General features: G+C 70.2%; 16 protein-coding genes and 1 pseudogene. 3 read left to right on the plus strand and 14 right to left on the minus strand.

What is annotated here, in order from left to right:
- Window positions 1-3: 3 nt before the first annotated feature.
- The 14 genes from OH768_RS34020 to OH768_RS34085 form a co-directional block, all read right to left on the minus strand.
- Window positions 4-1,821 carry an FHA domain-containing protein gene (locus OH768_RS34020; RefSeq protein WP_406459786.1) on the minus strand — a complete coding sequence of 606 codons (1,818 nt, stop codon included), beginning with the start codon at window positions 1,819-1,821 and terminating at the stop codon, window positions 4-6.
- Window positions 1,822-1,862: 41 nt separating this feature from the next.
- Window positions 1,863-3,245: a vWA domain-containing protein gene (locus tag OH768_RS34025; RefSeq protein ID WP_406459787.1), complete on the minus strand. Its 1,383-nt coding sequence runs from the start codon at window positions 3,243-3,245 to the stop codon at window positions 1,863-1,865.
- 99 nt (window positions 3,246-3,344) lie between these two features.
- Window positions 3,345-4,688 (minus strand): PP2C family serine/threonine-protein phosphatase, encoded by a 1,344-nt coding sequence (locus tag OH768_RS34030; protein WP_406459788.1) that lies wholly within the window; start codon window positions 4,686-4,688, stop codon window positions 3,345-3,347.
- Window positions 4,689-7,262 carry a tetratricopeptide repeat protein gene (locus OH768_RS34035; RefSeq protein ID WP_406459789.1) on the minus strand — a complete coding sequence of 858 codons (2,574 nt, stop codon included), beginning with the start codon at window positions 7,260-7,262 and terminating at the stop codon, window positions 4,689-4,691.
- A 26-nt stretch (window positions 7,263-7,288) separates the two neighbouring features.
- Window positions 7,289-8,620, minus strand: a complete 1,332-nt coding sequence (locus OH768_RS34040; RefSeq protein WP_406459790.1) for a hypothetical protein — start codon at window positions 8,618-8,620, stop codon at window positions 7,289-7,291.
- Between the two features lie 69 nt (window positions 8,621-8,689).
- On the minus strand, window positions 8,690-9,748 hold the full coding sequence (locus tag OH768_RS34045; protein WP_406459791.1) for a glutamate ABC transporter substrate-binding protein: 1,059 nt from the start codon (window positions 9,746-9,748) through the stop codon (window positions 8,690-8,692).
- A gap of 14 nt (window positions 9,749-9,762) precedes the next feature.
- Window positions 9,763-11,208, minus strand: a complete 1,446-nt coding sequence (locus OH768_RS34050; RefSeq protein WP_406459792.1) for a hypothetical protein — start codon at window positions 11,206-11,208, stop codon at window positions 9,763-9,765.
- A gap of 185 nt (window positions 11,209-11,393) precedes the next feature.
- Complete coding sequence (locus OH768_RS34055) at window positions 11,394-12,365, minus strand: N-acetylglucosamine kinase (RefSeq protein WP_406459793.1); 972 nt, start codon at window positions 12,363-12,365, stop codon at window positions 11,394-11,396.
- Complete coding sequence (locus OH768_RS34060) at window positions 12,356-13,621, minus strand: 6-phospho-beta-glucosidase (protein WP_406459794.1); 1,266 nt, start codon at window positions 13,619-13,621, stop codon at window positions 12,356-12,358. The genes OH768_RS34055 and OH768_RS34060 overlap by 10 nt, the downstream gene beginning before the upstream one ends.
- A 6-nt stretch (window positions 13,622-13,627) precedes the next feature.
- Window positions 13,628-14,521, minus strand: coding sequence for a carbohydrate ABC transporter permease (locus OH768_RS34065; RefSeq protein ID WP_019065213.1), 894 nt, complete (start codon window positions 14,519-14,521; stop codon window positions 13,628-13,630).
- Between the two features lie 2 nt (window positions 14,522-14,523).
- Entirely contained in the window at window positions 14,524-15,465 is a 942-nt protein-coding gene (locus OH768_RS34070) for a carbohydrate ABC transporter permease (RefSeq protein WP_019065641.1), read from the minus strand.
- Window positions 15,466-15,472: 7 nt separating this feature from the next.
- Window positions 15,473-16,810 carry an ABC transporter substrate-binding protein gene (locus OH768_RS34075; protein WP_406459795.1) on the minus strand — a complete coding sequence of 446 codons (1,338 nt, stop codon included), beginning with the start codon at window positions 16,808-16,810 and terminating at the stop codon, window positions 15,473-15,475.
- 128 nt (window positions 16,811-16,938) lie between these two features.
- Window positions 16,939-18,165 carry an ROK family transcriptional regulator gene (locus OH768_RS34080; protein ID WP_406459796.1) on the minus strand — a complete coding sequence of 409 codons (1,227 nt, stop codon included), beginning with the start codon at window positions 18,163-18,165 and terminating at the stop codon, window positions 16,939-16,941.
- Between the two features lie 179 nt (window positions 18,166-18,344).
- Window positions 18,345-19,178, minus strand: coding sequence for a hypothetical protein (locus OH768_RS34085; RefSeq protein ID WP_406459797.1), 834 nt, complete (start codon window positions 19,176-19,178; stop codon window positions 18,345-18,347).
- A gap of 348 nt (window positions 19,179-19,526) precedes the next feature.
- Here OH768_RS34085 and OH768_RS34090 point away from each other — a divergent pair, with 348 nt between their 5' ends.
- From OH768_RS34090 to OH768_RS34100, 3 genes and pseudogenes are all read left to right on the plus strand, one after another.
- A complete protein-coding gene (locus OH768_RS34090; protein WP_406459798.1) occupies window positions 19,527-19,985 on the plus strand; it encodes a hypothetical protein in 459 nt (152 codons plus the stop codon).
- Window positions 19,986-20,037: 52 nt separating this feature from the next.
- Window positions 20,038-20,472: pseudogene (locus OH768_RS34095) on the plus strand (VOC family protein).
- A 317-nt stretch (window positions 20,473-20,789) separates the two neighbouring features.
- Window positions 20,790-21,137, plus strand: a complete 348-nt coding sequence (locus tag OH768_RS34100; protein ID WP_406459799.1) for a hypothetical protein — start codon at window positions 20,790-20,792, stop codon at window positions 21,135-21,137.
- Window positions 21,138-21,198: the final 61 nt, after the last annotated feature.

Raw genomic sequence — 21,198 nt, forward strand, 5'->3', positions numbered from 1 at the left:
GTCTCAGCCCCTGCGGACCGTGATCGTCGTCCACGCGCCGACGTGCACCCGGTCCCCGTCCTGCAACGGCACCGGCACGAAGGGCTGGATGGGCTCCTCGCCGCCGTTGACCGTCGTACCGTTCGTCGAGTTCTGGTCGACGACCGCCCAGCTGCCGTCCGGCTGCTGGACCAGTACCGCGTGCTGGTGCGAGACGCCCGGGTCCTCCGGCGGCACCGACAGGTCGATGTCGGGGGACTCACCGGTGGAGTGCCGGCGGCGGCCGATGGTGATCTGGTTGCCGATGAGCTGGCGCTGCTGCTCGGGGGAGTACGCGGGCAGGTTGAGACCCGCGGCCTCCGGGCCCGAGCGCTGCATCATCGCCATGAAGTACTCGCGGTCCGGGCCGATCGTCGCCAGCCATGTCGTCGGCTGCTGCTGGTACGCCGGGCGGGGCGGGGGCGGGGCCTGGGTGGAACCGGGCTGCGGGTAGCCGTAGCCGCCACCGCCCTGACCGGGACCGCCAGGACCTCCGGGGTCGCCCAGGGAGCCCGGAGTCGGCGGGGAGATCACCCAGTCGTCGCCACCGCCGCCGAAGGACGGGCCGCCCTGCTGCGGCCGGCTCGTCTCCTGCGGGAACCCGGGCGGGGCCGGCGGGGCGGACTGCTGGAACGCCTGCGGGGCGCCGCTGGTCTGACCCGGGCCCGCGAGGGGCGTAGGTCCTGGCGGTGGCGGGACCGGCCCCGAGGGGTCGGGGCCGAAGTTGGGGGGACCCTGCGGGTTCGAGGGCTCGTTGCCGTACGGCCGCGGCGGACTGGACGGGTCGTTGCCGAAGCCCTGCGCGCCGCCGGGACCGCCGGGACCACCGCCCTGCCGTTCGCCGCCGAAGGCGCCGGGGCGGCCGCCTCCGAAGTCGCCCTGGCCGGGTCGCTCGTTGCCGAACTGGCCGCCGGGGCCCGGGGGTTGCTCATTGCCGAACGGCCGCCGACCGGACGCCTCGTTGCCGAAGGGCGGGGGCGGAGGCGGGCCGGAGGGCTCGTTGCCGAACGGCCGCGGCGGACCGGACGGGTCGTTGCCACCGAAGGGCGCGGGACCGCCACCCTGGCGCTCACCGCCGAAGCCTTGGGAGCCGCCGGGACCACCCTGCCGCTCGTTGCCGAAACCTTGGGAGCCGCCGGGGCCGCCGGGCCCACCTTGCCGCTCATTGCCGAAGCCCTGCGAACCCTGGCCACCGGGCCCACCAGGCCCACCGGGACCGCCCTGCCGCTCGCCGCCGAAGCCCTGAGCGCCGCCGGGGCCGCCGGGCCCACCCTGCTGCCGCTCCCCACCGAAGCCACCGGGGCCGTTCGGACCCCCAGGACCGCCGGCGCCTCCGGGCCCAGCGGCACCCCCCGGCCTCCCGGACCGGTTCGTCGGTTCGCCGCCGAACGGAGGTATCGGCTCGGCCGGGCGGTTTATCTGCGAGGGGCGCGAGCCCTGGTACTCGTAGGAGTCGCCGCCGTACGTCGGACCGGGCGGCGGCTGCTGGAAGCGGGCCGCCGGGCTCGGGCCGGGGTTCGACGGGCGCGGGGCCGCCGGGGTGTAGGAGGTCGCCGTGTTGGTGAGGAAGTTCCACCGGCACTCCTCGCAGAACGGCGCACCGCCCTCACGGGGCGTGCGGCACTGCGGGCAGAGCTCGGCCTCGGCACTCGGCCCGTTGCCGGGGCGCGCGGGCGGCGGGAAGCCGTAGCCGCCGCCGGGGGGCGGTGGAGGGGGCGGGGGTACGGCACCGGCCATGCGGTGACCGCAGACCTCGCACCAGTCGTCGGAACCCGACTGGTGTCCGTTCGGGCAGGTCGGCATGTCGGCGCGTCCCCCTTTCGCACAAGGTCGTACTAGCTAGGTCACTTCTTTACACGAACAGTCTTTGTGGACCGTGTCTCGAGAGTCATCTCGTCGGCCTCCGCGACCTTCGCCTTCAGTCGCACAGTACCCGCCGCGGCGTCGACCACGTCCACCACCTTCGCAAGCAGTTTCGCAGTATCCGCGTTTCCGGAGACGCTGGCGAGCTGAACGGCCCGTCCCAGTTTGGCCGTTGCTCCGTCGACATCACCCGATTTGCGGAGATCGAGTCCTTGTTGGATGACTTCCGCCAGTTCGGCCTGGCCGGTGTAGTGCGCGACCTGGGGGTTGATGGACGTGGACGCCACCATGTCGTCGGTCCACACGGCCTTCACCAGCCCCTGGGCGCCCAGGTTCTGCGTACTTCCTCCCCCACTCTCGGCTCCGCTCGAGCGGGAGGTGCCCCCAGGCTGCGGGACGACCAGCGAGACCCGGGCGGCCAGCATCTCCTGGCCGACGTTGGCGGTCGGGACCTCGACGCACACGTGGTAGTCACGGGACTCGTCTCCCCAGGAACCGGTGGGGTAGTCCCCGGCGCGCGGGCCCGCCTCGGTGCGGCGGTCGGTCAACTCCTCGACCCGGGGCGCGACTTGCTTGACGAACTTGATGGCCGTGCCCACCGGCGTCCACAGCCGCAGTGCGACGTCCGCGACCTCCTTGCCCATCGCCGTCTCCATCATCTTCGTGAAGTCGGCGGCGAGGTTCGCCGGGTCGGCGACGATGTCGGCGGTGCCGAGCAGCGCTGAGGCGATCCCTGTGACTTCTTTCACTTCCCAGTCGGTGCCGACACCACGGGCGTCACAGGTGAAGCGTCCGGCGCAGGAGTCGATCGCGGCCTTCAGGTCCTCCGGCGCCTCGTGCTCGTTGCGGCCGTCGGTGAGCACGATGCCGTGGCGTATGGAGACGTCCGCCGAGGACAGCAGCCGGTCGGCGAGGCGCAGCCAGGTGCCGATCGCGGTGCCGCCGCCCGCGCTCAGCTTGCGCAGCGCCTGCTTGGCCTGGTCGCGGGTCCGGGAGTCGGCGACCGCGAGCGCGCCGCCGCCCGGATACACCTCCTTGGCGACATGCGTGCCGCCGATCACCGCGAAGTGCACCCCGTCGCGCAGGGTGTCGATCGCGGCGGCGGTGGCGTCCCGGGCGTTGCGCATCTTGGTCGGCGGATAGTCCATCGACCCCGAACAGTCGACCATGATCGCCACGGCCGCGTCCGGGCCCTGACCGGGCGCGTACAGATGGGGCGCCGCGACGGCGCTCCCCACGGTGCCGCCGCCGGTCGAGGTCACGGTGACGATCGCGTTGACCTCCCGGCCGCCCTCGGGCAGGTACTCGTTCTGGTACACGTCGACCGAGAACTGCGGCACGTTCGACTTCGAGAAATTGGCCATGCCTACTCTGATCCCCCTCAAGTGCCCCACCTGGATGGGGCGATGACTATGAGCGGACCGGTCCCCACCGGTCCGAGACCGCCCCCGTTTTGTACGGCCTCAGCCGGATACTGCCCCTTGCGGCGGGGCCGGGAACGGCACGACGGCCACTGTTACGTTGTCGTGGCCCCCGCCGTCCAGCGCGTGACCGACCAGGACCTGGGCGCTGTGCAGCGGGCGGACCATGGCATCGGGGGGCACGACCTCGGCCATCTCCTCGGCCGACTCCGCGTAGTTCCACAGGCCGTCCGTGCACACCACCACTACACCCGGCCGGTCCGGCTTGAAGGAAGCCGTGTGCGGCTCCAGTTCGTACGCGTCCGCGCCGAGCCAGCCGGTGATCGCGTGGGCGCGCTCGTCGGCGTAGGCCTCCGCCTCGCTCATCAGGCCCGCGGCGACCATCTGCGCCGCCCACGAGTCGTCCTCGGTGAGCCGGGCCGGCGGTGAACTGCGGTCCACCGGGATCCAGTAGGCGCGGCTGTCGCCGACCCAGCCGACCACGAGCAGCGCCGGGGTGACGACGGAGGCGACCAGGGTGCAGGCCGGCGCGTTCTGGTGCGGGGCGTGCTCGCGGGCCGTCGCGGGCTCCTCGGCAAGGGAGTTGACCGCGTGCGAGGCCGCGATGATCGCCTCGTGCATCGCCTGCTGCGGGTGCGTGCCCTGCGGCAGCGCGGCCAGCAGCGACTCGCCGGCCTTTCGGGAGGCGGCCAGCGAGGCCGCGTCGGGCCGGGTCGCCGAGGACACCCCGTCACATACGACCGCGACGAGCGCGGGCGCCCCGTCCGGCAGCGCGCACTGTCCTACGGCGAAGGCGTCCTCGTTGCGATGGTGGCGCAGCCCGCGGTCGCTGACCGCCGCGAGCGGGCCCGACTCCTGTTCCATGTGGTCGCGTTCGCGGGGCTGGGCGTGCCCGCAGTTCTCGCAGTAGCCGTCGGGATCGACCCGGCCGGACCGGCAGGCCACGCACACCTTGGTGCCCTCGGCCGGGGTCGGCGGGTCGGCGGTGACCCGCGGGTCCGGCGCCTGGAGCGGGTACTCGTCGGGCTCCGGCGGCCGGTCGAACCGTACGCCCGTGGCCGGGGAGACCGGTGAACCGGTGGGCGGCGGCGGGGAGTTGGGCGGCAGCGGGGTGCCGCCCGAGTCGGTGCCGGGCAGGTCGGTGGGCAGATGGACCGTCGGCGGGGTCTCGGCGCCCTCCGGCTGGGGGACCACGGGCCAGTTCACGTCCGTGGCCTCCTCGGGCGGGAGCGGTCCCGCGCCGTTCATGGTCAGCGTCGGGTGGTCGTCCGGCGGCGCGGGCACGGCCGACAGGTCGTACCCGCACGCGCCGCAGAAGCGGTCGCCCGATTCGAGCGGCTCCTCGCAGCTCGGGCAGGCGGACAGCTGGGGCATCTGGGACATCAACTACACCCACGTCCGGGGGCGGTAACGGTTGGCACGTTCCACCAGGTCGATCCTCTCCTCGCCGCCCCGCGCCAGCCGGGCCAGCGTGCGGTACGAACGCTCCAGGCCGAAGCGGAGTCCCCGCTCGTCCAGCTCGTTGCCGAGCAGTTCCCGCCGCGTCGGCGGCACGGAACCCTGGCCTCCGGAGAGTATCCAGTCGAGCGCGCAGCCGAGGACCTCGGCCGACAACTGCTCGCGCCGCACCGCGTCCAGACCGTATCCCTCCAGCGCTTCCACCTGCCCGGCGGACGCGGTCAGATCGTCCAGGAACGGCGTGTCGCCCGCCGTCGCGGTCCGCCGCCGAAGCCGCGCCCGTACGGCGGCCACACGTGCCGCCGTGTAGTGGATCGAGGCCTCCGACACCGACTCCAGCGTCCGTACGGAGCCCGGGCGGTCGCCGGTCGCGAGCTGGACGCGGGCCAGGCCGAAGGCCGCGCTCACGTAGCTCGGGTCGGTCGACCACACCAGCCGGTAGTACTCGGCCGCGTTGTCCAGCTGCCCCAGCACCTCGGCGCAGAGCCCGAGCGCCAGCTTCGGGGCCGGCTCGCCCGGGAAGGCGTCGTAGATCGCGTCGAAGGACAACGCGGCGGCCTCGAAGTCGCGGGTCGCGAGGGCTGCAACTCCCCGGTACCAGACCACCCGCCAGTCGTCGGGCCGCTCGTCCTCCAGCTTCGCCAGGGCGTCCAGCGCCGTGTACGAGTCGCCGTTCTCCAGCCAGGCCCTGATCTGCCGCAACCGGGTCTCCACGGACGGCGACGGCGCGGACGCGAGGGCGCCGAGCAGTTCGGTCGCCGCGGTCGTCATCAGCCCGGCCAGGAAGCCCGCGTTGGGGTCGGTCGGGTCGACGTGCGGCACGGGCAGGGCGAGCGCCACGGCGGGGGAGTCGACCTGCTTGACGATGTCCGGAGTCGCGCCCCCCGACCCGTTGACGGCGGCGGTGCCGTTCGGCCGCTCGGCGACCGCGGTACCGACGGGATGCGGCACGGAGACGGGCAGCGCGGCGTCGGCGCGCGTGGCCGCCTTCTTCCGGGGCCGCACCACCCGCGCCCCCAGCAGCGAGACGTCCCCGTCCAGCTGCGGGAACAACTCCGTGTCCGTGACCTTGAGTTCGGGGCCGAACAGGGTGGACAGGGACGGGCGGGCGCGGCCGGTCTGCAGCGAGACGACCTCCCGCAGCACCCCCGTCAACTGCTCGGCCATCTCCTGCGCGGAGGCGAACCGGCGGGCCGGGTCCGGGTCGGTGGCGCGCACCAGGAGCCGGTAGAACGACTCGTAGCGGCGGAACACCTCGATGTTGTCCGGGTCGGGCAGCGAGTCCACGAAGACGTTCGTGTAGCCCTGGAAGTCGAAGGTGAGGACGGCGAGGGTGCGGCCGACGGTGTAGATGTCGGACGCCACCGACGGACCGACCTCCGCGACCTCGGGTGCCTGGTACCCCACCGTGCCGTAGATGGCCGACTCCTCGTCGTCCATTCTGCGCACCGCGCCCATGTCGATCAGCTTGAGCTGGTCCTCGGTCTGGATCGCGTTGTCGACCTTGAAGTCGCAGTACAGCAGGTTGCGGCTGTGCAGATGGCCGAGCGCCTCCAGGGCCTCGATGCCGTAGGCGCAGGCCTGCTCCACCGGCAGCGGATCGCGCTTCCCGGTCGCCGTACGGCGGTCGTTGGCGATCTCCTTCAGGGACTTGCCGCCGACGTACTCCATGACGATGTACCCGTCCAGCGAACCCGTCCGCTGGTCCAGGTGCTCCACGAAGTTGTAGATCCGCACGATGTTGGAGTGCTCGATCTCGGCGAGGAAGCGCCGCTCGGAGATCGCGGCGGCCATCGCGTCCTCGTCGCCGGTGTCGAGGAGACCCTTGAGCACCACCCAGCGGTCGGAGACCGCGCGGTCCACGGCGAGATAGACCCAGCCCAGGCCGCCGTGCGCCAGACAGCCCACGACCTCGTACTGGCCGTGCACGACGTCACCGCCGGTCAGCTTGGGCGTGAACGAGTACGGGTTGCCGCACTTGGTGCAGAACCCCTCCGTCCGCCCCGGGCTGTCGCCGCGCGCCCGCCCCACCGGCGCACCGCAGTCCGAACGCGAGCAGAACCGCTTGCGCTCGGGCACCTCCGGGTTCTCCAGCACCATCGCGCGCGGGTCGGGCCGCGGCACGTCCGGCACCTGCACCAGACCGACCCCGAGCCGGCCGCGTGTCGAGGACGCCGACGACGAACCGGAGCTGCGCACCGACACCGAGCGGCCCGACGACTGCCCCGACACCGAGCGCGAGAGCCGGCCCGACACCGAGCGCCGCGACTTCGACGACTGCGACGACGTACGCGAACTGCGGCTGCTGGTACGGGAACTGCTGCCCGAACCCCGCGAGCCCCTGCCGCCGCCGGTCATCCCGGTGGGCGGTGAACCCAGCGCGCCGTTGGCCGACACCACCGGCGCCAGACCGCAGGTGTCGCAGTACAGCTCGCCGCCGCCCACGTCCTCGTACGACCCCTCGCAGCCGGGCCGCTGACACTTCCGCTGTGCCTCACTCATGACCGACCCCGCTTCTCCCTCGTCACTCACGCGCCCGGCCCCCTCGAGTCCTCGGGACCGCCCTGCGGCCGGGTCCGGGAAGCGCTCAACTGCTCGGCGGCGGCGTGCTGGTAGCGCAGCACCGCCTGTTCCGCGACGCGCAGGTCGCAGGGCGCGCTCCACAGCATGCGGCGCGCCGCGTCGTACCGCTCGATGAGGAACGGGTCCTCCGCGAGACCGTGCCGGGCGACCTTCGCCTTGTACGCGTCGAGCCGGCCGCGCAGCTCCGCGCGGACCGCCAGCGGCTGGGTGACCGCCGTCAACGACTCGCGGGCGCGCAGCAGTTCGTCCTCCGCCTTCTGCTCCAGGGACTCCAGGAGCGGCGACAGCCGGTGCCACTGGGCGTGTCTGCGGTACTCGGCGGCCGTCGACAGCTGCTCCTGCAGCACGGTCGGCGGTCCGCTGACGACCGGCACCTCCGTAGCGGCGATCTTCGCGAGGACCTCACCGCGCGCGGTGCGCGCCTCGGCGAGGGTGCGGTCCGCGCGCGAGAGCACGTCCCGCAGCTTCACCAGCCGCGCCTCCGCGTCCTGCCGGACGGTCAGCACCGCGTCGATCTCGCGGCGCACCTCCTCCAGCGCGCGCGCCTCCCGGTCGTAGACCGTGGTGTCGGGCCGGCCGCCGCCGGGTGCCGAACTGCCCTGCGCCCGCACCCAGAAGGCCAGCGGGTCGGAGATGACCCGCTCGCGCAGCTCGGTCAGGGTGGTGGTGATGCGCTCCAGGTCGTCGCCCGCCGGGTGCTCGCCCGGACGGACGCCGACGGAGTGCGCCAGCTGCCGGGTGCGCTGCAACTCCGCGGCCAGTAAATCGATCCGGGCGGGCAGCGCGGACCACACCGCGTCGGACGTGACAACCATGTCGAGAGAGGTCGCGTACAGCTCGTTCATCTCGTCGACCAGCGCGCTCAGCGAGAACTGGTGGCTGAGCTTGCTCGAACCGCCCGTCAGCGTCGGGGCGTTGGCCGTCGCCGTGGTGGAGCCGGCGACCGTGACGGACTCGCCGCGCAGCAGCTCGGTCAGCTCGACCAGGTCCTCACGGCTGGACCAGCGGCGCCGGGAACGAATGCTCTGGGCGGCGTGGAACGCGTCCGTGTACGCGTCGAAGTACGCCCACAGCAGCGTGATCGACGCCTCGGCGGTCGTCCAGCGCTCCTTGGTCGTGCCGGTGAGCTCGGCGCCTTCGAGGAGTCTGCGGCCCGCGTGGTCCTGCAGGGCGAGGAGCGAGGTCTCGATGGCCTCGTGCTCCGCGCCGAGCCGCGCCAGCGCACGGTCCACCTCGTCCCGGTCCATTACCGGCCCGGGGGGTCCCGTGACGCCCATCGATCACCTCTCGCTGCGTTGTGTTCCGTCGGTGGTCCGTGTCTGTGCCGTTCGGTGGTTGACGGTCCGTCACTTGTACTTCGGTACGGGCGGGTTGGCCGACCTCGAGTCCGCGCGCAGGGTGGGCAGCAGCCATTTCGTGTACGACGCGCGCCAGCCGCTGGGGCTGGTGCGGTAGGTCTCCAGTATTCGGTTGACCCGGCGTACCAGATCGGTGGCCTTCAGGTTCATCGCCACGCCGTAGTACTCGGTGGTGAAGGGGCTGCCCTTCAGCTCCACCGTCGGGTCCTGCGCGGCCTGGCTGGCGGCGAGCGCGCCGTCGGTCACCACCGCGTCGGCCTCGCCGAGTTGGAGCTTCACCAGACAGTCCAGCTGGTTGGGGACGGGGTCCATGATCGTGACGCTGGCGGGGATCTTTTTGCCCTTGTCCGCGTTCAGACTGTCGTTCGCCGTGGAGGTCTTCGCCGAGCAGACCCGCTTGTTCGCGAGGGTGTCGTTGTAGCCCGTGATCGTCGACACCTTCGGGGCGAGGACCTGCTGGCCGGTGACGAAGTACGGGGCGGAGAAGGCGACTTGCCCGGCGCGTTTGCAGGTGATCGTCATGGTGCGGACGACCATGTCGACGCGGTTCTTCTGGATCGCCGGGATGCGCTCGTTCGTCGGGATGGCCAGGAACTGGATGCTCTTGTCGGTGTAGGCGCTGCCGAAGATGTTCTTGGCGATGGCCGTGACGAGGTCGATGTCGAAACCCGCCAGGTCGCCCTTGTCGCTGTTCGGATCGCGGTAGCCCCAGCGGTAGCTGTTCTGGTCGACGCCCACCTTCAGGACACCGCGGGCCTTGATGGCGTCGATCGTGGTGCCCCCGGCGTCCGACGGGGCCGGGCTCTGGTTCTGGATGGTGCCCTCGTCGCACTTGGGGGCCCTGGCCTGGACGCCCTGAGTGGTGCGCTGTCCGCCGAGGTCCGCGCCGGCCTCGCCGCGCGACTGGGTGAGCGGCAGCAGCAGGACGAAGGCGACCGCGAGGACGCAGACGACCGCCATCGCGCCCACCCCGCCCCAGCCCCGCAGGCTGATCCGCAGGCGTCGTACAGCCCTCAGACGGCGAAGAAAGTCACTGCGTGCTCGCATGGTCACGCCCCCTTTCACCGGTACTCCGACAGCCTGCGCCCGACGCCCAGTACGGCACCGGCCGCGCCGAGCACGGCGAGCACCGCGGCACCGACGGTGAGGCCCGTCATGGCGTCCAGACCGTCACCCGCGGACCGCTGGAACTCCTTGGTCTCGTGGGTCAGCGCCGTCTCCAGCGAGGCGTCCACGGCCTGGAAGCACTCGGCCGTTGCGCCGTCCTTGCCGATGACACCGTCGCGGGCCGCCTGGTAGTCGCCCGCGTTGTTGTGCTCGCTGACCTGCTTGTGGCGGGAGATCCACACCGTCATGGAGCTGTTGGCGACCGCGACGGGCTTGCGGCCCGCGGAGTCGTCGGCGAGCGAGTCGGCCAGTTTCAGGCCCTTGCCCAGCGTGGCGATCTCCTGGTCGTAGCCCCAGTCGTAGGCGTCCATGACCGTGCCGTTCGCGAGTTCGTGGGTCTCCGCGCCGCGGCTGACCAGCGTCAGGTTCTCGTCGCTGCGGGCCTTCAGTGAGGCGATGCGGGCGTCGTGCAGCACGTTGAGCGACTTGACCCCGTGGTCGTAGGAGTCGTTGAGGCCCGCGCGGGCGACGGTGTGGCCGACGACCACCCACAGCAGGACGACCGCGGTGGTGGCCGAGGCGGCTACCAGGCCGTGGTTCAGCACCCGGTTGGTGCGCTGGTAGTTGCGCCGCTGGGCCCAGGCCAGTCCGCCGAGCGCGACGAGCCCGAGGGCGATCGCGAACCACGGGTACGGCGTTGCGTTCCCGTAGTCGGTGCTCAGCCGCGCGTTCTCGTTCTTGTAGAGCTCCTGGGCCTTCGGCAGCATCTTGGTCTGCATGGTGTCGTTCGCGGCGCGCAGATAGGCGCCGCCCACCGGGAAGCCCTGCCGGTTGTTGGCGCGGGCCGACTCGACCAGGCCCTTGTACTGCGGCAGGAGTTCGTTGAGATCCGTGATGATGGCCGCGGACGACGAGCCCGGGTCGGTGTTGGCGGCGGCCGTGACGAGCTTCGAGGCGGCCGTCTTGATGTCCAGCTCGTACTGGTTGCGCGTCGTCTGCGTCTCCTGCAGACCCGCCAGATAACCGGTGGCCGCCATCGTGTTGGCGTCCGCGAGCGAGCGGTAGATGTCCGCCGCGTCCGAGCTGAGCGGCTGGCTGTGGTGGAGCACGTCGTCGGCCGCCGTGGCCCGGCTGTCCGTCTGCCAGGCGGTGACCGCGCCGAACGCCACCACCAGCACGGCCAGCAGCGCGCCGATGGCCCGCAGCCGGCCCGGCTCGGTGGTGGCCGCCGCGCGCAGCCGGTCGACGCCCTCGGCGAGGGCTGTACGGCGCGCGGGTGCCGCGTCCGGCGCACGCCGGGGCGCGGGCGCCCCCGGCCGGCCCGACTGCGGCGGCAGCGCCGGCATCGTGGGCGCACCGGAGCCCGGTGGCGCCGTACTGCTCTTCGGCGGTTGTGTCACCGCTGACCTCCCCCAGGGTCATCCCGTCGCCGCAAGTATCGCCGCCAGGACTGACATTCCGCACGGGCCTTCACTGGATCTTGATCGGATCGCAGCGTGATGACCGGAATTCCGGCACCACACAACGCCCCCCACCGCCCCCTTGTCCATGAATACGCCGTGGGAATCTGTTCGGTTCCCGGGTGTCAGTGCTCGTAGAACTCCCGCGCCCGCACATGTGCCTCGGCCGGAACGCCCACGTGGTCCAGCCCCAGCAGCACCGAGCCGAGGACCGGCCGCGCCGTGACCACCGTCGCCACCGCCTTGGGTGCCCGGGCGGCCAGCAACTCCCTTATATGGTCGTCCAGTTGGGGATGCCGGGCGGCGAGGACGCTGCCGCCGAGCAGCACCGGCGCCTCCTCGTCGAGCAGGTCGAGGCGGGTCAGCGCGACCGTCGCCATCGCCACCACCTCCTCCGCCATCCGGTCCACGATCGAACGGGCCACCGGGTCGCCGTCCGCCGCCGTCGCGAACAGCACGGGTGTCAACTCGTGCCGCCGCTCGTGCGTGACCTGTTCGAGATGCAGCGCCTCGATCAGGCCGTACATGGAGTCCAGGCCGAAGTACGCCGGGAGCGTACGCGCCAGCGCCGTAGGACCGCCGCGTCCGTCCTCGGCGCGGGCCGCGTGCCACAGGGCCTCCTCCGCCAGGCCCCAACCGCCGCCCCAGTCACCGGAGATACGGCCGATCGCCGGAAAGCGGGCGGTACGGCCGTCGGGCCGCATGCCGACGCAGTTGATCCCCGCCCCGCACACCACGGCGACCCCGCGCGGCTCGGGGATGCCCGCCCGCAGCACCGCGAACGTGTCGTTGCGCACCTCCACACTCGTGCCCCACCCGCGCGCGTGCAGCGCGGCGGCCAACTGCTCCTCCTCCACCGGGAAGTCGGCGTTGGCGAGACAGGCCGACACATGCTGGACCGCGCTCACCCCCGAGTCCGCGAAGGCGCGGGCGACGGCCTCGGCGACGTTGTCCACGGCGGTCCCGATGCCCACGACCGGGGGCCGGAACCCGCCGCCGCGGGCCGTGGCGAGGATCTCTCCGTCGGCCGCCACGACCGCGACGTCGGTCTTGCTGTTGCCCGCGTCGATGGCGAGGACACTTGCGGTCAGGCCCACGCGAGGTGCTCCCGGTTGTGCGCGATCAGCTGGTCGGTCAGGGCTTCGGCGTACTCGTACTGGCCGATCAGGGGATGTGAGAGCAGCGCCCGGAACACCCGGTCCCGGCCACCACGCAGCGCGGCCTCCAGGGCGAGGTCCTCGTACGCGGTCACATTGGCCATCAACCCGGCGTACAGCGGGTCGACTTCGGACACGGCGAGCGGGGTCGGGCCCTTGGCACCGATGGCCGCCTGCACCTCGATGACGGCGTCGTCCGGCAGGAACGGCAGCGTCCCCCTGTTGTACGTGTTCACCACCTGGTACGGACTCCCGCCCCCGCCGAGCAGGGAGGCCGCGAGATCGACGGCGGCCTCGGAGTAATAGGCCCCGCCGCGCTTGGCGAGCAGCGCGGGCTTCTCGTCGAGGGCCGGGTCGGCGTACATCTTCAGCAGGTTCCGTTCCATCTCGGCCACTTCGGAGGCCCGCGACGGCTTCGTACGGAGTTCCCGTACGACCTCGTCGTGCGCGTAGAAGTACCGCAGGTAGTACGACGGGACGACGCCGAGCCGGTCGAGCAGCACCCGGGGCAGGCTCAGGTCGGCGGCGATGTCGTCGCCGAACTCGCCGAGCAGCTTGGGCAGGACGTTCTCGCCCTCGGGGCCGCCCAGCCGCACACCGGTCTCCCAGGTGAGGTGGTTGAGGCCCACATGGTCGAGGTGCACATCGTTCGCGCTGACCCCGAGGAGCCCGGCGAACTTCCGCTGGAAGCCGATCGCCACATTGCACAGCCCGACCGCCTTGTGGCCGGCCTGGAGCAGGGCGCGGGTCACGATCCCCACCGGGTTGGTGAAGTCGATGATCCAGGCGTCCGGGTTGGTACGGCGGACCCGTTCCGCGATGTCGAGAACCACCGGCACGGTCCGCAGCGCCTTGGCGAGGCCGCCCGCGCCGGTCGTCTCCTGGCCGACGCAGCCGCACTCCAGCGGCCAGGTCTCGTCCTGCTCGCGGGCGGCCTGGCCGCCGACCCGGAGCTGGAGCAGCACCGCGTCGGCGCCCTCGACACCGGCGTCCAGGTCGAAGGTCGTCACGATCCTGCCGGGGTGCCCCTGCTTGGCGAAGATCCGGCGGGCCAACCCGCCCACCAGTTCCAGGCGTTCGGGCGCCGGGTCGACGAGGACCAGTTCCTCGACGGGCAGGGTGTCCCTCAACCGGGCGAAACCGTCGATGAGTTCGGGTGTGTAGGTCGAGCCTCCGCCGACCACGGTGAGTTTCATACGTGGTTAACCCTTCACTCCGGTGAGCGTGACACCCTCGACGAACGCCTTCTGCGCGAAGAAGAACACGAGGATCACGGGGGCCATGACCAGCACGGTCGCGGCCATGGTGAGGTTCCAGTCGGTGTGGTGCGCGCCCTTGAACGACTCCAGGCCGTAACTCAGCGTCCAGGCACCGGGGTTCTCGGACGCGTAGATCTGCGGCCCGAAGTAGTCGTTCCAGGCGTAGAAGAACTGGAAGAGCGCGACGGCCGCGATACCCGGCTTGGCCATCGGCAGGACCACCCGCACGAGCGTCTTGAACTCGCCGCAGCCGTCGACCTTCGCCGCGTCCAGGTACTCGTTCGGGATCGTCATCAGGAACTGGCGGAGGAGGAAGATCGAGAACGCGTCCCCGAACGCCATCGGGATGATCAGCGGCCACAGCGTGCCCGACAGGTCCAACTGCTTCGCCCAGAACAGGTACATGGGGATGATGACGACCTGCGGCGGCAGCATCATCATCGAGATGACCAGCATCAGCGACAGATTCCGGCCCCGGAAGCGGAACTTGGCGAGCGCGTACGCCACCGGGATCGACGACACGACGGTCAGGACGGTGCCGAGACCGGCGTAGATCAGCGTGTTCTTCCACCAGGTGAGGAAGCCCGGGGTGTCGAAGACCTTCTTGTAGTTGCCCCACTCCCAGGTGTGCGGGATCAGGTCGCGGCTCAGGGCCTGGCTGTCGCTCATCAGCGAGGTCAGGAACACGAACACGAAGGGGAGCGTGAAGAAGAGCGCGGCGGCGACACCGAGCGAGTGGACCGCGATCCACTCCATGAGCGCCTTGCGGCGGGCGGTGCGCTCGGCGGGGGTCACCGGCGCCCGCAACTCCACCGGTTTGTCCAGTACTTGGGCCATGGTCAGTCACCTGCCAGGTTGAGGCCGCCCCGGCGCCGCATCAGGAACGCGGTGAACACCATCGACAGGGCGAACAGGACGAGTGCCACCACGCAGGCAGAGCCGTAGTCGAAGCGCTGGAAGCCGAGGTTGTAGACGAGCTGGGGAAGGGTGAGCGTGGACTTCTCCGGGTAGCCGGGCTCGAACTGCGTGCCGGCGCCCTGGATGACGCCGGACGCGACCTTCCCGGCGATGAGGGGCTGTGTGTAGTACTGCATGGTCTGGATCACGCCGGTGACGACGGCGAACATCACGATGGGCGAGATGTTCGGCAGCGTGACGTACCGGAACCGCTGCCAGGCCGAGGCGCCGTCCAACTCGGCGGCCTCGTACTGCTCCTGGGGTACGTCGAGCAGCGCGGCCATGAAGATGACCATGAGGTCGCCGATGCCCCAGAGGGCGAGCAGGGTGAGCGCCGGCTTGGACCAGGTGGGGTCGTTGAACCAGCCCGGGGCCGGGATGCCGACCTTCTCCAGGATCGAATTGACCGGCCCGGTACCGGGGTTGAGGAGGAACGCGAACGCCATCGTCGCGGCCACCGGCGGGGCCAGGTACGGCAGGTAGAAGAGCGTGCGGAAGACGCCCGTCGCCGTCTTGATCTTGGTGATCAACAGGCCGACGCCGAGCCCGAACACGACCCGGAGCGAGACCATCACCACGACCAGCCACAGAGTGTTGCGCATCGCGGGCCAGAAGTACGGATAGTTCTTGAAGACGTACGTCCAGTTCTTCGTCCCCACCCACGTCGGCGGCTTGAAGCCGTCGTAGTGCATGAACGAGAAATAGACCGTCGAGATCAGCGGATACGCGAAGAAGACCGCGAAGCCGATCAGCCAGGGCGACATGAAGGCGAGAGTACGAAGCGCCGACCGGCGACGCTTCGACGCCAGAGTAATTGTGCTCATCCCGCTGCTACTTCGCCTGCGCGATGTCCGTGTCGATCTGCTTGGCCGTGCTCTTCAGGGCCGAGTCGAGATCCTTGACCTTGCCGCTCTCGTAGTCGTATCCGAGGTTCTGGATCGTCGTCAGGTACACACCGCCGTTGATGGAGGCGGGACTTGTCGTCGAGTACTGGTTCGACGCGATGTCCAGGAACGTCTTGAAGCGCGGGTCGTACTTCAGCTTCGGGGACTTGAGGGCGGCCAGCGTGGAGGGCACGTTGTGGATGGCGTTGGAGAAGTTCACCACCGCGTCCGTGTCCGTGGTGATGTACTTGACGAACTCCCAAGCGGCGTTCTGCTTCTTGCTGTTGGCGGCGATACCGGTGATCGTGCCGGTGATGTAGCCCTTGCCGTACTGGGCGACCTGGTCGTCCGGGACGGGCAGCGGGGCAACTCCGATGTCCAGCTTGGGATTTGCGGCCGTGGCCATCCCGAGCCGCCACTCGCCGTCGAGCTGCATCGCGACCTGACCGGTGTGGAAGGGGTGCTTGTCGCCCCACTCGTCGCCGAGGGTGGAGCGGTAGCTCTCCAGCTTCTTGAATCCGCCGAGTTCGTCGACCAGCTTCTTCTGCAGGGTGAATCCGGCCTTGAACGCGGGGTCCGTGGCGAGCGCCGATTTTCCGCTCTTGTCGAAGTACGTCGGCGAGAACTGTGCGAAGAGGTGCTCGGTCGTGGTCTCCCAGCCGTGGTAGTCCGGCATGAACCCGAGCTGCGAGTACGTGTCGCCCTTGGCGACCGTCAACTTCTTTGCGTCGGCCTCGAATTCGGACCACGTCTTGGGCGGGCTGGTGATGCCGGCCTTCTTGAACTCCGTCTTGTTGTAGTAGAGCCCGTACGCGTCGCCCAGCAGGGGAGCGGTGCAGCGGTTGCCGTCGAACTGGGTGTACTCGTTCATCGCCTTCGGGAACGTCGTCTCCGGGTCGATGCCGTCCTTCTTGAAGAAGGGGTTGAGATCGACCAGGGCGCCCGAGGAACAGAACTTGCCCACGTTGTTGGTGGTGAACGAGGAGATCACGTCGGGCGACTTGCCGCCGCCGGTGCGCAGCGCCTGGTTGATCTTGTCGTCCGTCATGTTGCCGACGACGTTCACATGGATGTTGGGGTGCGCCTTCTCGAACCCGGCGACCAGCGACTTCACGGCGCTCAGCTCGGACGCCGCGCTCCAGGCGTGCCAGAAGTTGATCGTGACGTCCTTCGACGCGTCGTCGGAGGCACCGGACGAGGACTGGCCGGTACAGGCGGTGGCGAGCAGGGCGAAGGAGGCGGAGGCGGCGACTGCGACAGCCGCTTTCCGGGATGTTACGGACATCTTCCGGGGTGTTCCGGGCATGGCGAGGTCTCCCAAGGGCGGGGCGGGGCGAGGTGGTTGGGGAAGCCGGGTGGGTCGGGGTGGGCGGGCCGAAACCGGTCTGGGGGAACCGGAGTCGGCCGGTGGGATCAGCGCGAGGTGTCGAAGACCTCGTCGCGGGTCGTCGCCAGCGCGCTTTCCAACGCGCCGCGCAGCACGGGCTGTTCATGGACGTCGCCGACGACGAGCCGGGGCCGCGACGCCGCCAGCTCCTCCAACTCGGCCTGGACGAGGGCACGCAGCGGTTCGCCGCCGGCGGTCAGTGACGCACCGCTGAGGACGACGAGTTCGGGGTCGAGCACGGAGACGAGCGAGGCGAGACCGGTCGCGAGGTGGGTCGCGTAGATCTCCAGGAGCCGCCGCCGGGGTCCGGTGGTGTGGTCGGCGGCGGCGGCGACGAGGGCGGCGGCGACCTCGGCGTAGGGACCCGTCGGAATCTCGGTGATGCCGAGTTCGCGGGCGAGTTGGGGCAGGGCCTGCGATCCGGCCAGGGCCTGGTAACCACCGCTGTTGGCCTTGGTCACCTGGCGGACCAGGGGTGCGCCCGGCACCGGCAGGAAGCCGACCTCGCCCGCGCCGCCGGTCCAGCCCCGGTGCAGCCGGCCGCCGAGGACCAGGGCGGCGCCGAGACCGCCCTCGTTCCACAGCAGCACGAAGTCGCCGTGCCCGCGGGCCGCGCCGAGCCGCTGCTCGGCTATGGCGACGAGGTTGACGTCGTTCTCGTACTCCACTGGCATCGGCAGCGCGGCGGCGAGTTCGTCGAGCAGGGCCGGGGAGTGCCAGCCCGGGAGGTGTGAGGCGTAGCGCAGCCGGCCGGTGTTGGGGTCGAAGGCGCCGGGGGTGCCGATGACGAGGCGGTGGATGTCGTCACGGGCGAGCCCGGCGGCTTTCACCGCACCGTCGAGGGCATCCGTCACCTGCCGCACGACGGGCTGGGCGGGCCGTCGGCCGGGGGTCGCGAGCTCGAACTCGCCCACCGTGCGGCCGGTGACATCGGCGACGGCGGCGCGGATGCGCTCCGGCGTGACGTCGAGCCCGGCGGCGTACGCGGCGCCCGGATTGACCACGTACAACTGGGCGTTGGGCCCGGGCCGCCCCTCGCTGGTCCCCGTGGCGAGCACGAGTCCCGCCGCTTCGAGCCGGGCGAGCAGCTGGGAGGCGGTCGGCTTGGAGAGTCCGGTGAGCTTGCCGATCCGGGTGCGGGAGAGCGGGCCGTGCTCCAGGAGGAGGTCCAGGGCGGCGCGGTCGTTCATGGCGCGCAGGACGCGGGGGGTGCCCGGGGTACCCGTGCCCGGGGTGCCGGAGGTTCCTGCCATGTCGTACGCCACCTGCCTTTCGAACTCCCGAACCGCACAGCCTGTCATGTGATCACTGTTAGGAAAGTTTCCTATTGGGTGGGAGGAACGTAAGCCCGGGATGAAGGGGGCGTCAATAGACACCGCCCCCGAGGCAACAGACTCGTTACCTGCGGGGGCGGTGGGAGAAGGTACTGGTGCTACTGAACGTCGATGTAGTCACCGGCGGCGGTGGCCGCGCCGGTGGTGGAGGTGCCGGCGAAGACGTAGCGGAAGTAACCGTCCTTCGTCGCCTTCACGGTCGTCTTCAGGGCGCCACCGGTGGTGGAGGTGACCGTCTTGACGGTGGTGTAGGTGCTCGAACTCTTCGCGCGGAACTGCAACTTGGCGGGCTGCGACACGTAACCGGAGTACTTGGAGGTCTCCCAGTTGGCCCGCGTCAGCGCACCGGTGACCGTGATGGTCTTGCCCTTCTCCACCGGCTCCGGGGAGGCGTTGGCGGTGAGCTTGGCGGCGCGCTGGATCTTGACCTTGCCCTTGTTGCCCCAGGCCGCGAAGTCGGTGGAGTAGCTGATCTGGTCGTCCGAGTCGTCCAGGTCGGCATCGATGTGGGCGTAGACGCCGGCGACGTTCCAGGTGGTCGCGTCGGCCGTCTCGTACAGGCTGTCCCCGGGGTCGATCGTGATCGTGTCGGAGCAGGACGCGGTGACGGTGGTGTCCGTCGTCGCGGTGGTCGTGCAGGTCGGAGACGCGTCGGCGTCGATCTCGTTGTCGAAGGCCGCGAGCGAGCCGCGGTAGAGCATGATCCCGGCGAACGTCGTCTTGTAGTCGATCGTCACGTCGGACGGCCGTGTCAGCGTGTACGTGACGGGCACCTTCACCGTCGCGGTTGTCCCTACGACGATCGCCTTCCCCTTGTTGACCGTCACCCCGCTGAAGACCAGATCCGGTGTCGCGGCCTGCGCGAGCGGCGCGGCCAGACCGGTCAGGGCCAGGGCACCGGTCAGGGCGGCGCCGATGGCGAGCTTTCTCATTTGTCCCCACATTCGAAACGGACCCCTGGGCGTTGCGCTCCAGAACAAGGGCCCGTCGTGGGGCGACCTTAGGCATGAGGGGGCTGCGAGGGAAATGAGATCAACCTGTGAAGGTGATCGCATCACGGCTTCGTCACGATGGACAAAGACGCAGGTGGGAGCGGGGGCCGGAGATTTGGCCGATCTGCCGCAATTGCGAGGCCTGTTGGACGCTTTTCGGCCGCTACGACTCCTCCTCCGAGGCCGATTCGTGATGTCCCCGGCGACACCTCCCAGCCACCTCACAGAATCCTGACTTTTGATCAACCGCGTTCGCGGGACATGGGGAACGGCGAGAGGGGTGCGGGCATGAGCGTGTTGGCCGAGTACCGGCAGGAGGCGGGGAGCACGCCCGCCGTCAACGTCGTATGGGCTGTAGCGGTACGCCCGTCACTACGCCGACGAGCCCGCACCGCGGGTATCCCCCTCACCCCCGACGCCCTCGCCCGCCGCCAGACACGCCAACTCCGCGTGCTACGGCCCTCCGTGGGCTGGCCCGACAGGATGCGCACGGAACTGAAGGCGTCGGACCGCGCCTCCGTCACCGCGGAGAAGGGCCGCGAGGAGGTCTGGTTCCAGTGGCGCCCGGGCCGCCGCAGGCACACGGTCTGGGGCTCGATCACCTTTGACGAGGCGGCGGGGACGGTGCTGCTGGACCTTCGCGAGGGGGCGGCGTACACGGGGGTTTCGGGGGTACGGCGGGGGGCTTCCTTTGTGGCGTTGTGTCAGGTGGCCGGGAGGTTGGGGCTGGTGGAGGGCGAGAGTTGATCCGCCCGGGAAATGAGCGGCAGGGTCCCCAGGTACGCGGTACGGTGCGCCGATGTCTGCGATCAAGAAGTTCCAAGTCACCTTTGACTGTGCGGAACCTGAGCGCGTCGCTCGCTTCTGGTGCGAAGTGCTGGGGTACGTCATGCCGCCGCCACCGGAGGGGTTCACCACCTGGGACGATTTCAACCGCACCCTGCCTACTGAGAAGCGGGGGGCTTGGTCCGCCTGCAGTGACCCCTCGGGCGTGGGCCCGCGCCTGTACTTCCAGCGCGTCCCCGAAGGCAAGATCGTCAAGAACCGGGTGCATCTCGACGTCCGGGTCGGCACCGGGCTCGTGGGGGACGAGCGCCTCGCGGCGCTCGAGGCCGAGTGCGCATGACTGGTCGCGCTCGGCGCGACCCACGTGCAGACGCTGTACGCCGACGAGGAAAACGAGTCGTGCATCCCGATGCTGGACATCGAGGGCAACGAGTTCTGCATCGACTGACCATCGACGAGGTGGGAGTCGGCGTCGATGACGGGCGAGCTGGCGAGCTGGTCGGCCTTCCGAGTGGGAGCGCACCGACGCCTGGTTCCTCACGACCCAGGACGTCATGAACGGGCTGTGGCTGGGCAGTTGGCCTGTGCGGGCACTGCACGTTTCGATGGTGTTCGAAAGGATGGCTGGTATCCACGGGCGGTGCCTACGGTGTGACGCAAAGAGGTCGGCCACAGCGAGCTGCATCGGTCGACCGAGTGGCAGGTCCTCACGGGCGTCTGCTCGAACTGGCGTCACAGTGGGGCCCCAGGCAGGGAGACTTCTGGATGCAGTTGCTCAAAAAGCACGTGACCCGTACAGCTGTGGCTCTCACTCTTGGGATGGGCGCGCTCATCGGCGGCTCCAGCACTGCTTCGGCTGCCGACGTCCATCCCCAGTACGTGACCTACAAGTGCGATCCCGGGCGGGCCTGCGTTTACGACACTTCCGGGGGTGTCTGGAATATGGACGGCTGTGGAGACAACTGGATCTACGGCCGTTTCAACTATGCCAGGGCCCACGGCAACAGCTTCACGGTGTATTACGTGAACAAAACGTGGGATTTCGTCTGGGCAGGGGGCCAGCGGACCCTGGACGGCAACAATTACGTCGAGCGAGTGCATGTGGATTGCTGAGCGCTGACGACAAAAGCAGCCCCCCTCCAGCTTTGAGGAAGGGGGCTGCCTTACGGAGCCA

The organism is Streptomyces sp. NBC_01622, from assembly GCF_045209635.1.
In the GTDB taxonomy this organism is placed as follows: Bacteria; Actinomycetota; Actinomycetes; order Streptomycetales; family Streptomycetaceae; genus Streptomyces.